This is a genomic window from Rhizobium sp. rho-13.1, assembly GCF_007000305.1.
In the GTDB taxonomy this organism is placed as follows: Bacteria; Pseudomonadota; Alphaproteobacteria; order Rhizobiales; family Rhizobiaceae; genus Rhizobium; species Rhizobium rhododendri.
This window is the reverse complement of sequence record NZ_SCFL01000005.1, coordinates 270,058-282,748: the sequence shown is the minus strand read 5'-3', so window position 1 is coordinate 282,748 and position 12,691 is coordinate 270,058. Positions and strand designations below refer to the sequence as shown.

Genomic DNA, 12,691 nt, shown 5'->3' with positions numbered 1-12,691 from the left:
ACCCGCGACCTCCGGCGTGACAGGCCGGCACTCTAACCAACTGAGCTACACCCGCAATTCATTTCAAGCATTCCGGACACTTGCGTATCCAACCGAGCGGCTCGCCGTTCGATGAGCGGCTAACTACGAGGTTCGCCTTTTGGTGTCAAGCAGCTTTGAAGACAATTCCATGACCGCCGGTGATTTGTTTTGGATGACCATCCGGGGCTTCCCGCAAAGCACGTTGGAGCCGCCGTTTGCAGCCAAAACCATCGAGCCCGAAGCAGCGTTGCCTTTGCCCTCGGCCGAAATCCGGAGCCGATTCGTGCTCGCCGCATTGGTTGGTTCGAATACAGCCCTCCCCGCAGGCTCGCGGCACCTCGTGTGCGGAGCCCTTGCTATGATCCATGCCCGGGATGCCGGCGTATGTCTTGCAACGGCGTGCCAACGGGTGACGCCGGCAATCACGGGAGAGAATAGATGCGTTTTGGACGAACCCTTATCGCCGCCGCCCTGCTGCAGCTGGTGGGCGTGGCCGGAGCATCCGCCGCCGATCTGCGGCTTGAACAGTACTTTGCGGGGCACACCGTGGCGACCGGGCATTTTGGCGCAATCAACGGCGTCAGCCGCGATTTCAAGGTCAAGCTTACGGGCACATCGTCGGGCAAGCATTTTTCCCTGCGCGAGGACTTTCGCTATGCGGACGGCGAGACCGACCGCAAGACCTGGCGCTTCACGCGCACCGGACCCAACACTTATCGCGGTACGCGAGAGGATGTGGTCGGCGACACCGAGGTGAAGATTACCGGCCAGACCGCGAGATTCACGTACCTGGTCAACCTCGAACCGAAGGGCAAACCCAACATCGTCCGGTTCCATGATTCGATGGTCGTCCAACCGGATGGCAGCATGATCAACAACGCCTGGGTAACGAAATATGGCTTCCCCGTTGCGCGCACGCATGTGGTCTTCACGCGCCCCTGAGCCTAAAGCCTGATGAGATCGAGCTCCTTGCCGATCTCGCGGGTGGCGATATCGACGACACTCATTTCATGGGTGAAGAGAATCGTCTGGAACCGATCAGCCGTACCGCAGAGAGCTTTGAGGCCCGATGCGGTGCGATCATCGTCGAACGTCTGGAAAATGTCGTCGACAATCAGCGGCGCTGGCTCGTTGCGCGCTGAATAGTCCTCGAGGAAGGCAAGCCGCAGAGCCAGGTACAGCTGGTCGCCGGTGCCTTCGCTGAGGCCGTCGAGCGGCACTTTCTCGCCACCCGTCCGCTCCGCCTGTAGCTGCAGCTCGTCCCTGTCGTCATACAGCTGCACCAGGCGCGAAAAACGGCCACCTGTCAGCACAGAGAACAACTCCCCTGCCCGGCGCATCACAGGATCTGCCTGCCGCTCTCGGTAGGTTTCCATGGATGACGCCAGCAGGCTCGATGCCAGCTTGAGGACGAGCCACTCGCGGGCGAGCGCCTTGGCCTCCGCTTCCGCCGCGTATTTCTGGAAGACCGCCAGTTCCGCGCCCGCACCGTTCTCGAGCAGCTGGCGTTGCCGCTGGTTTTCCGCGAGCCGCACGTTCAGGTCGGCAAACCGGCTGAGCTGAGTCTGGTCCCGGGCTGCGAGTTGCTCGATTTCGAGCTCCGCCACGACCCGGTCGAAACCCGATAGGCCGGCCCGGACATGTGCCTCATCCTGTCCGTTTGCCTGCAGTGCAAATCGCGCCCGGCTTTCAGCGAGCCGGCTTTGCAGGCGGCGGCGCTCCTCAAGCCGCGCCAGAAGCGCATCGAGGTCATGCTCAGCCGGCACCTGTATTGAAAGTGCGGCGAGTTCGGCCTCGACCTCCTCCAGATCCGACCGGCATCGTGCCAGCCGTAACCCGGCCTGCTGGCGGGCCTTTTCCAGAGCCGCGCGGCGCTGGTCGCCGGCATTGGCCGACACGGCCCGCTCGTGCAGCGCTTCTGCGGCGGCATCGGGCGCCAGCGGCTTCAGGTCCGGCGCGATGGCGTTCACGAGATCCCGTACGGCGTGCTCGAAGGCTGTCGTATCGCGCTGCATGCCACGGACGCGGCGGCGGCGGTTTTCCCGCTCCGTCAGCGTTTCCGGCAACGACTTCCATATCTCGATCGCCGCCTCCGCCATATCGACGGTGGTGCCTTCCGGTAGCCCTATCGCCAGCGCGGCGTTGGCAAAGGCTGCCTCGAATTTGGCGATGGAGACGTTGATATCCGACTGGCGCTGTTCGAGACCGGCGATGTTTTCCCGCGCCGCAGCGCGCTTGCCCTCGAGCGACCGGCTATCGGTCCAGCGCTCGGCTATCGTCTCGATGTGTCGCGACAGGCCACGAGCCAGCGCCGATGGCGCAAGGGAGGCGGTGGCGCTATATCCGGTCGCATCGGCGAGGTCTGCAAGCACCGGTCCGAGCCGCGCTTCCTTGCGTTTCAGTTCAGCCAGTTCATCCCTGATGTCGTTGAGGGTTTCACGCTGCCTGGAGAGAGCGTCGACGGCGCGGCGCCAGTCGATCATGCGGTCCGGCGACAACGGTTTGACACCGGCCGGCTCGAACAGCTGCCGGTACGTTTTACGCGCAGCCTCGAGCGCCTTGTCTTTTGTGAAGCTCTCGGACCGTGCGGCCTCCAGTTGCGGCTCGAGTTCGGCCTGCCGCAGACGTAGCTGCGTGTGGCGCGAGACGCGGTCGGCGTTGGCCAGCGCCAGGTCGGCCAACCTGTCGGCTTCGCGGATGGCTTGCGACACGACTTCTGCATTGTCCTTGGTAGATTTCGGTGCGGCAGCGAAGGATTGCCAAACCCCGTCTCTCAGGGTGCGCGCTTCGGCGATCTCTTCGCGGGTGACGATCGAGCCCTCGTGCTGCATACCGGCGATCTTTGCGACGATCTGGCTGGCTTCGTTCTCCAGCGCCGCCAGTCGGTTGGCAGCGTCCCGGCTATCGGCCTCGGCCTCTGCCAGCGTGTCGCCCTGCTTGGCAAGTGCGGCGATGTCCGGCAGGGGAACGGACAGCAGACGCTCGAGGTCGTCTATCGCAGGCGACATTCGGGCGGTGGCCGCCTCGAGGTCTCTCTCCAGACGCTCCACCTGAACGGCAACGGCATCCAGACGCGACAGTTCAGACAGATCGGGCTGCAGAACGGTCATCTGCTCCTGATAGGGCTTGGGGTCGATGAGCCTGCCGCTCGCCGCCGTCTCCTCAAGGCGCCGCAACTGGTCACGCGCCTCGGCCAGTCTCTGGCCGACATCCGAATGATCGCGATGGAGGGCGATGCCCGCGCTTGTGAGCCTGCGGATGCGCGCGAGTTCCGCGTCGCTGGGCTGAACGCGCTCGACCTCGGCCACATCGCTAAGGCCAAGCCTGCGGGCGAACTGCACCAGACGGGCGTCGAATTCATCGATCTCGCCCGACACGCGCTGCATGTCCTTGGTCTTGGAACGATAATCGGCTGTCTCGGCGTAGCGGGCCATGATCGCCGGCGCCGCTGCCCGTATCGCCTCATCTACAGGGGTGGCGCTGATGTCGTCGGCAATGCGGTCCATCTCGGCATCGGCAACGCGGATCGCAGCCTCTACCGCCTGACGACGCGCCAGTGCTTGCGCCAGCTCCGTTGCAAAAGCCTGCGGCAGCGGGGCAAGGTCGACGAACTCGGCTAGCCGATCCTGCTCCGCATCGATTTCTGCCAGCACCGGCTCCAGCGTTTTCAGCATCGTCAGGCGGTCCAGGGTGTGCCTGGTCTCCTGTCGCTCCGCCTGAAGCGCGGCCAGCTGTGCCTCGATATCGGCAGCATCGGCCAAAAGCCGTTTCCAGTCGCCGGATTTCAGCTCGCTGTCCCGCTCGGCGCGCTTGGCCTCGTCATGGCGCTCGAGCACTTGGTAGAACGATCGATCCTTGGATTTTCGCGGCCCGAAGATGAGATCGGCCTCATTCTCCAGCGACTGCTTCAGCTGCGTCAGGCCGAGCAGACCGGAGGCCGCCGAAAACAGCAGGCTGCCGATCTCGCCGCCACCTTTCAGCATCGCGGCAGCACCACGGCGCAGACGATCGGAATTCAGCCCGAAGGCACGCTCGAAAACATCACGGTTGAGACTCCCGATAAAGGCTGCAAGCGCATCCTCCGGCAACGCGGTTTCCGCGGCGTCTGCCGACAGCAGCGTGTTCTTGCGGCCACGACGGCGGCGGAAGGCAAGGCTCTGGCCACCTTGGCTGACAATTTCGGCGCCGACCCGCAATGTGTTGGCCTCGTGCAGGAAACTGTATTCGGCAGCCGTCGGGAAACCGAACATCAGATCGGAAATCGCAGCCAGAGCCGACGACTTTCCGGCCTCGTTGGGCCCGTAGATGATGTGCAGCCGCGCGTCCGGCCGGAATGTCAGGGTGCGGTCTGTGAGTGCACCGTAGCGCAGGATTTCCAGGCTCTTGAAACGCATCGGCTAGACCGCCCCTCCGGACCGGGCAACCAGCAGGTCGCGGGCTTCGGCCAGCAGCGATTGCAGATCGACGTCCAGCGGCTGTTCCTGGGCGCCGAGACCGCCCGGCAGCTTGGCGACGATTTCCGATAGACGGGCCTCAGCCTCCGAGATCACGGCCGGCGGCAAGTCTGACGCCGGCGGGATCAAGGCGTCCAGGTCCAGCCCGGCAGTCGCGCTGGCGGTGACAGCGCGACCTGCCGGATCCTCAAGCCTGATCTCAAGCTTCTCCAACCAGATGTCGGCGTGCGCACGATGGCAGGCTGCCTGTACTTCGTCGTGAAAATCCTGGCGGCGGGCAATGATCGCCTTGCGGACGTGGCTTTCGCCAGAAAGCCGGATGCGCAGGGCCAGGATGCGTTCCTCCATAGCCTCGACCAGCGGCTCGACTGCCTGCTGGATACGACGCAGGATCGCCGGTTGATCGTCATCGACATCGACGAGGACGGCGAGTTCGCCGAAGCGCGCCTCATCGACGATGATCCGGGTGTGGGTGGCGATACCATCCTCGACACTCACCAGCAGCGCGCCCTTTGGGCCGCATTCGCGGATGCTTCGCCCCTGCAGGTTGCCGGGAAACATGATCGCCGGGTTTTCAGCCAGCAACTCATATTCGTGAACATGGCCGAGCGCCCAGTAGTCGTAGCCGCGCGAGCGCAGGTCGTCGAGCGAACAAGGGGCATAGTTGGCATGCGGCTCGCGGCCGGTCAGCGAGGTGTGCAGCACGCCGATGTTGAACCAGCCGGGGACCGCGGCCGGATAACCGAGCGCCAGGTTGTCGGTTGCCGAGCGGTCGGCGAAGCCCTGCCCGTGCAGCGCGACTTTCAAGGCCTCCAGCTTGAAAGTGCCGGGTTTTCCGGTCGGGAACTGGTGGACGTTGTCGGGCAGCGTGATCGTCCGGGTGATGACGCTTTCGGCGTCGTGGTTGCCTTTCAGCAGATAGACGGGGATTCCAGCCCGCTCCAGCCGCGCCATCTCGCGGTTGAAGAACAACCCGATCTTGTTGTCCTTCCAGTCGCCGTCATAGACGTCACCGGCGATGACGAAGAAATCCACCCTGCGCTCGACCGCACGATCGACCAGCGTCGAGAAGGCCTTACGGCTGGCATCGACGAACACAGCTGCAATGTCGGCATCCTTCAGTGCCAGCCCCTGGAAGGGACTGCCAAGATGGAGGTCGGCGGCGTGGATGAAGGTGAATGCGGACATGCGCTCCAGACAGCAAAGGCGTCGAGCGCCTTTTTTAAGCGTCTTCGGCAGCGAATGCTATGGCGACGGGTCGCTCGTCCCGGGGTTATCCAGCATTAACGGCTTGCCGCCAGCACGCTGCCTATGCCGGGATTTCGACCGTGAACGAAAAGCGTGCGGTTGCCGCAGGAGCGAGGATCTCGGAGTATGGCCTGTCGGCCAGTTCCTTCGAGCCATCGATCTTCGCTGCCGTGCCATGCCAGGGTTCGACGCACAGAAACGGGGCACCGGGTTTGGACCACAGCGCGAGGTTCGGGAGATTTTCGAACGCGAAACGAAGATGTGGCCCGCCTTCCGCGCCATAGGTGAGCCCCTGCCCTGCGCCCTCCGGAAAGATCATCGCATCCGCATCGAACATTGCATGTTCGAGCTGCAGGTGGCCGGCCTTGAACGGCGATGGAAGGGTGCCGGGCTTCACGAGACCGCCCTGGAGCCTCACCAGCGGCGGTTCGGCGCCGTTATCGAGGGTGACACCGTGTGGCTTTCCTTCGCATCCCGGCAGCGGCCAGACGAAGGCCGAGTGGAAGCCGAGGCCGAACGGCATCGGCGTGTTGCCGAGATTGCTGACTTCGGCAGCAACCGTCACCGCCCGCCCCGCGATCCGATGCTCGACGGCGAGCCGGAATTCAAAGGGGTAGACCGCTCGCGTTTCTGCCGAGGCTGCAAGTTCGTGCCGGCTCATGGTCGCGGTCGATGCTGCGAGGACAAACTCGCTGCGCCGGGCAAAGCCGTGCTGCCCCATGGGATAGGTCTTGCCATCGATCGTCAGCTGGTCGTCAGGAGCCCTGCCGACGATCGGAAACAGGATCGGCGAGCGGCCGGTCCAGAACGCGGCATCGCCATTCCAGAGATAGGAACGCCCATCGGCTGATGTCAGCGCCTGCATTTCAGCGCCGAGAGACGAAATGTCGACTGTGAGGAATTCGTTGGAGAGGCGAATGGGCGTCGGCATGGCGGATCCTCATGACTTCGAGTCGAGATGGAGCTTACCGGGGCGGCCTCGGGATTTCCAGCGAGGAGACGAATTTACCGGCGCCGACCACGACGTTGGTTGCCGCGCTGCAGCCCGCCTCTATCTGCGTCCCGGTCGTACACGAGGTGCGCTTGCTGCAAACCGAGCCGCCTGCTACGCCGACACCCACCCCACTGGAGGAGGAATACCATGAGATATCACGCATTCGGCCGCACACCATTCATCGTCAGCGACGTCGGTTTCGGCGCCTGGCAGATCGGCGGCGCCTGGGGCGACGTCAGCGAGGCCGATGGGCGGGCCGCATTGAACGCAGCGCTCGATGCCGGCATGACCTTCATCGATACTGCTGACGTCTATGGCGACGGCCGCTCGGAAAAAATCATCGCCGAAGTGCTGAAGACGCGTAGCGGCGAGCGGCCGATGGTCGCTACCAAGGCCGGCCGGCGGCTCGATCCGCATGTTGCGGACGGCTACACCAAGGCCAACATCGAGGCCTTTGTCGACCGGAGCTTGAACAACCTTGGCGTCGACAGCCTCGATCTGGTGCAACTGCATTGCCCGCCGACGGAAGTCCTATATCGGCCTGAGGTCTTCGAGGCCCTCGGCGCCATGCAGACGGCGGGCAAGATCAAGGGATATGGCGTCAGCGTCGAAAAGGTCGAAGAAGCCCTGAAGGCGATCGAATTCCCGGGCGTCGTCAGCATCCAGATCATCTACAATATTTTCCGCCAGCGGCCGTCCGACCTGTTTTTCGCAGAGGCACGACGCAAGAATGTTGCCGTCATCGCCCGCGTGCCGCTGGCAAGCGGCCTGCTCTCCGGCAAGATCAACTCCGCCACCGCATTCGCTGACGACGACCACCGCAAGTTCAACCGCAACGGCGAGGCCTTCGATGTCGGCGAGACCTTTGCCGGCGTGCCGTTCGAAGTCGGGCTGCAGGCTGTCGAGGAGGTCCGCAAGCTGGTGCCGGAGGGAACGACCATGGCGGCCTTCGCGCTGCGCTGGATCCTCATGAGCGACGCCGTGACGGTGGTCATTCCGGGCGCTAGAAACGGCGAGCAGGCGAAGGCAAATGCCGCCGCAGCCGATCTGGCGCCGCTATCGGCCGACGTCATGGCGGCCACGCGCGACGTCTACGACAGGCTCGTCGCACCGCACGTGCATCAGCGCTGGTAAACGAAAAAGGGTCCGGCAAAAACCGGACCCTCTTTACAAGCGCCGCCAGCATGGATCGCCATGATCCGGCCGGCAAAGCGAAATCAGCTGTTAACGGATTCCTTCAGGCCCTTGCCGGGCGTGAACTTCGGCACGTTGCGAGCCGGAATGTCGACTTCAGCGCCGGTCGACGGGTTACGACCCTTGGACGCTGCACGGTGAGAAACGGTGAAGCTACCGAAACCGGCGAGACGAACGTCGCCACCGCTCTTCAGTGCGCCCTGCACAACCTCAAAAACAGCGTCAACAGCGGATGCTGCATCAGCCTTGGTGATGCCGGCTTTCTCGGACACAGCAGACACGAGTTCATTCTTGTTCATGTTTCCAACCCTTTCTTCGGTATGAAACGACTCAATCGTTTAAGCCGGGCGCAGAATACGTAAGCTCTGGCCCGTCGCAACCCAAAAGCCCTGCAAAGCAAGGAAAAGCAAGCATTCCTGCGTTGTTTTCACAGAAAAGGCCGGCGATTAAGCCGGCCTTTTTGGTGAATTATGTCAATTCGGCACAAGTATGGCAAAAGCCAACATCAATGCGCAATCGCATTGCCGAAGTCATCGACGCCTTCGACGGTCGCAATTAGCGGCGTTTCGATCGATCCATCCCACTCGATAGCCACAGGCTGGCGGATCAGCGCATGCTTGATCACCTCGCCCATGCGCGACACCGGAATGATCTCCATGCCGTTCTTGACGTTGTCCGGGATCTCCGCCAGGTCCTTGGCGTTTTCTTCCGGGATAAGCACCGTCTTGATACCGCCGCGAAGGGCAGCGAGCAGCTTTTCCTTCAGGCCGCCAATCGGCAGAACGCGACCGCGCAGCGTGATCTCACCGGTCATGGCCACATCCTTGTTGACGGGGATGCCGGTCATGATCGACACGATGGCGGTGGCCATAGCGACGCCTGCAGACGGACCGTCCTTCGGCGTTGCCGCTTCCGGAACGTGGACGTGGATGTCCGACTTGTCGAAGCGCGGCGGCTCGATACCGAAATCGACGGCTCGCGAACGGACGTAGGACGCCGCTGCCGAGATCGATTCCTTCATCACTTCCTTCAGATTGCCGGTGACCGTCATGCGGCCCTTGCCTGGCATCATCACGCCTTCAATCGTCAGCAACTCGCCACCGACTTCCGTCCATGCCAGACCGGTCACAACGCCGACCTGATCCTCGCGCTCGGCTTCGCCATGGCGGAAGCGGGGAACGCCCAGATACTGGTCGATATTGTCTGCGGTCACGGCAACAGAGGTTGCCTTGCCCTTGATGATCTCGGTGACCGCCTTGCGGGCGAGCTTCATCAATTCACGCTCGAAGCTGCGAACGCCGGCCTCGCGGGTGTACTGCTGGCTGATCGCCATCAGGGCATCGTCGCTGACCGAGAATTCGTGCGGCTGCAACGCATGTTCCTTGATAGCCTTCGGCAGCAGGTGCCGCTTGGCAATTTCCCGCTTTTCGTCCTCCGTGTAGCCGGCAATACGGATCACTTCCATGCGGTCCATCAAAGGCGCAGGGATGTTCAGCGTATTGGCCGTGGTGATGAACATCACGTCCGAAAGATCGTATTCGACTTCCAGATAGTGGTCCTGGAATGTGCCGTTCTGCGCCGGATCGAGCACCTCCAGCAGAGCCGAAGATGGATCGCCGCGGAAATCCTGGCCCATCTTGTCGATTTCATCGAGCAGGAAGAGCGGGTTGGACTTCTTGGCCTTCTTCATCGACTGGATGACCTTGCCGGGCATCGAGCCGATATAAGTGCGGCGGTGACCGCGGATCTCGGCCTCGTCGCGCACGCCGCCGAGTGCCATACGGACATACTCGCGGCCGGTCGCCTTGGCGATCGACTGGGCAAGCGATGTCTTGCCGACGCCGGGAGGACCGACGAGGCAGAGGATCGGTCCCTTCAGCTTGGAGGAACGGGCCTGCACGGCGAGATACTCGACGATGCGCTCCTTGACCTTGTCGAGACCGAAGTGGTCGTCCTCGAGGATTTTCTCGGCAGCAGCGAGATCGGTCTTGACCTTGGACTTCTTGTTCCACGGAATGCCGAGCAGCCAGTCGAGATAGTTGCGCACGACGGTGGCTTCCGCCGACATCGGGCTCATCTGCCGCAGCTTCTTCAGCTCGGCATCGGCCTTCTCCTTGCCTTCCTTGGAAAGCTTGGTCTTGTTGATGCGCTCTTCCAGCTCGGCCATCTCGTCGCGGCCTTCCTCGCCGTCGCCGAGTTCCTTCTGGATCGCCTTCATCTGTTCGTTCAGATAGTACTCGCGCTGGGTCTTCTCCATCTGGCGCTTGACGCGCGAGCGGATACGCTTTTCGACCTGCAGGACCGAAATCTCGCCTTCCATGAAGCCGAGCGCCTTTTCCAGGCGGCCCTTGACGCTGGTGGTTTCCAGCATCTCCTGCTTTTCGGTGATCTTGATCGAAAGGTGCGAAGCGACGGTGTCGGCCAGCTTCGAGTAATCCTCGATCTGACTAGCAGCGCCAACGACTTCCGGCGAGATCTTCTTGTTGAGCTTTACGTAGCTTTCGAACTCGGAAACGACCGAGCGGCTCAGCGCTTCAAGCTCTACCTGATCTTCGACCGGCTCTTCGAGAGCGTGGCCCATGGCCTCGTAGAAGTCTTCGCGATTGGTGTAGTTATCGATCTCGGCGCGCGAGCGGCCTTCGACGAGAACCTTGACGGTTCCGTCTGGCAACTTCAGCAACTGCAGCACGTTGGCGATCGTACCGATCTTATGAATGGCTTCCGGCGCGGGGTCGTCGTCGCTGGCGTTGATCTGGGTGACGAGCATGATCTGCTTGTCGGAACCCATGACTTCTTCCAGAGCGCGGATCGACTTTTCGCGACCGACGAACAGCGGCACGATCATGTGCGGGAAGACCACGATATCGCGCAACGGAAGTACCGGATAAGCGGTGCTCTCGTGTGCAGCAGACGTTTTCTTCGACATTTCAATTCCTTTCCATCGTCCCGTTTCCGGGATAAGCGCCGGCAGTATTCAGTGCGCCGGCCTCTCTCACTTGATGTAGAAGTGGAGTTTCACCTTGGCAATTTCAAGCCATGCCGCCTGCCGGCCGTGGCAGATGTGACAGGCTTATTACAACGATCAACGCAAAACAAATCGGGCTCGTCCGGCGCCTCGCCTCCCTGCCATGTCCACCGGTACGGAACGGAATGGCTGATGCGAGAACGCTCGAAGAATCACGCCATCATGGCCGCCGGTGATCTCAAGTGCAACGACTACGCCGGATCAGTGACCACCATATTCGAAAGTCTAACAGCAAACTGCATGGTATTTCAAACAGAAAGGGGCCCGTCACCGACGAGCCCCTTAAGATTGCTGCACTATTGCGTCAGACATCAGGCCGACACATTGGCCTTCTCATCGGGACGATCAGCATAGATGTACAACGGCCGGGCGGAGCCGCGCACGACTTCGTCTGAAATCACAACTTCGCGAACACCTTCGAGTGCCGGCAGATCGAACATCGTGTCGAGAAGGATCTTCTCCATGATCGACCGCAGGCCACGAGCGCCGGTCTTTCGCGTGATTGCCCGGCGGGCGATTTCGCGAAGAGCGTCCTCGTGGAAGTTGAGTTCCACGTCTTCCATCTCGAACAGCCGCTGATACTGCTTCACCAGCGCGTTCTTGGGCTCGGACAGGATCTGGATCAGCGCATCGGCGTCCAGGTCTTCCAACGTCGCCAAGACAGGCAGGCGGCCGATGAATTCCGGGATCAGGCCGAACTTGACCAGGTCTTCCGGCTCGAGTTCGCGGAGCACTTCACCGACGCGGCGATCGTCCTGCGACTTGACCGAAGCGCCGAAGCCGATAGAGGTCTTCTCGCCACGCGCAGAGATGATCTTGTCGAGACCGGCAAACGCACCGCCGCAGATGAACAGGATATTGGTCGTGTCGACCTGCAAGAACTCCTGCTGGGGATGCTTGCGACCGCCCTGGGGAGGCACGGAAGCGACAGTGCCTTCCATGATCTTCAGCAGTGCCTGCTGCACGCCCTCGCCCGATACATCGCGGGTGATCGACGGGTTGTCGGACTTGCGCGAGATCTTGTCGACTTCGTCGATATACACGATGCCGCGCTGGGCGCGCTCGACGTTGTAGTCGGCAGCCTGCAGAAGCTTCAGGATGATGTTCTCGACGTCTTCACCGACATAGCCGGCTTCCGTCAGCGTCGTGGCATCAGCCATGGTGAAGGGCACGTCGATGATCCGGGCGAGCGTCTGGGCAAGGTAAGTCTTGCCGCAACCCGTCGGGCCAACGAGCAGGATGTTCGACTTTGCCAATTCGATGTCGCCATTCTTCGAAGAATGCGCCAGCCGCTTGTAGTGGTTGTGGACGGCGACAGAGAGGATCTTCTTTGCCTGGCGCTGGCCAATCACGTATTCGTCGAGGACCTTTATGATGTCCTGGGGCGTGGGAACGCCGTCGCGGGACTTGACCATCGAGGATTTGTTTTCCTCGCGGATGATGTCCATGCACAACTCGACGCATTCATCGCAGATGAAGACCGTCGGTCCGGCGATAAGCTTCCGGACTTCGTGCTGGCTCTTGCCGCAGAAAGAACAATACAGGGTGTTCTTGGAGTCACCGCCGTTGCTGCCGCTGACTTTGCTCATATCACTTTCCTTCCAGCACGCCGCATTTCCAAATCGAAATGGCGGTCCACTCTCTGCGCTCGCCTGCGCCACTCCATGGACTGGAGCTTAGCCGGTTCAGGCGCTCCTAGGGGTACTGAACGTGGTCCGCACACTGCACGGGCCACGGCGGCAACGAATTCCCCGT

At 61.9% G+C, this 12,691-nt stretch carries 8 protein-coding genes; 2 read left to right on the top strand and 6 right to left on the bottom strand.

What is annotated here, in order from left to right:
• The first annotated feature begins 459 nt into the window (after nucleotides 1–459).
• A complete protein-coding gene (locus tag EQW76_RS16250; RefSeq protein WP_142829486.1) occupies nucleotides 460–963 on the top strand; it encodes a DUF3833 family protein in 504 nt (167 codons plus the stop codon).
• A gap of 2 nt (nucleotides 964–965) precedes the next feature.
• Here EQW76_RS16250 and EQW76_RS16245 read toward each other — a convergent pair whose 3' ends face one another.
• The 3 genes from EQW76_RS16245 to EQW76_RS16235 all read right to left on the bottom strand — a co-directional run bounded on the left by EQW76_RS16245 (nucleotide 966) and on the right by EQW76_RS16235 (nucleotide 6,654).
• On the bottom strand, nucleotides 966–4,415 hold the full coding sequence (locus EQW76_RS16245) for a YhaN family protein (RefSeq protein ID WP_142829488.1): 3,450 nt from the start codon (nucleotides 4,413–4,415) through the stop codon (nucleotides 966–968).
• Nucleotides 4,416–4,418: 3 nt separating this feature from the next.
• Complete coding sequence (locus EQW76_RS16240; protein ID WP_142829490.1) at nucleotides 4,419–5,663, bottom strand: DNA repair exonuclease; 1,245 nt, start codon at nucleotides 5,661–5,663, stop codon at nucleotides 4,419–4,421.
• Between the two features lie 121 nt (nucleotides 5,664–5,784).
• On the bottom strand, nucleotides 5,785–6,654 hold the full coding sequence (locus EQW76_RS16235) for an aldose 1-epimerase family protein (RefSeq protein ID WP_142829492.1): 870 nt from the start codon (nucleotides 6,652–6,654) through the stop codon (nucleotides 5,785–5,787).
• 210 nt (nucleotides 6,655–6,864) lie between these two features.
• On the opposite strand from EQW76_RS16235, the gene EQW76_RS16230 reads away from it, so the two are divergent.
• Nucleotides 6,865–7,851, top strand: a complete 987-nt coding sequence (locus tag EQW76_RS16230; RefSeq protein WP_142829494.1) for an aldo/keto reductase — start codon at nucleotides 6,865–6,867, stop codon at nucleotides 7,849–7,851.
• A gap of 83 nt (nucleotides 7,852–7,934) precedes the next feature.
• On the opposite strand, the gene EQW76_RS16225 is transcribed toward EQW76_RS16230, so the two are convergent.
• From EQW76_RS16225 to clpX, 3 genes are all read right to left on the bottom strand, one after another.
• Nucleotides 7,935–8,210, bottom strand: a complete 276-nt coding sequence (locus EQW76_RS16225; RefSeq protein WP_111220564.1) for an HU family DNA-binding protein — start codon at nucleotides 8,208–8,210, stop codon at nucleotides 7,935–7,937.
• A 206-nt stretch (nucleotides 8,211–8,416) separates the two neighbouring features.
• The gene (gene lon / locus EQW76_RS16220) at nucleotides 8,417–10,837 is read right to left on the bottom strand and encodes an endopeptidase La (RefSeq protein WP_142829496.1); all 2,421 of its coding nucleotides are present in this window, start codon (nucleotides 10,835–10,837) and stop codon (nucleotides 8,417–8,419) included.
• Between the two features lie 410 nt (nucleotides 10,838–11,247).
• Nucleotides 11,248–12,525: an ATP-dependent Clp protease ATP-binding subunit ClpX gene (clpX, locus tag EQW76_RS16215; RefSeq protein ID WP_111220562.1), complete on the bottom strand. Its 1,278-nt coding sequence runs from the start codon at nucleotides 12,523–12,525 to the stop codon at nucleotides 11,248–11,250.
• Nucleotides 12,526–12,691 lie beyond the last annotated feature (166 nt).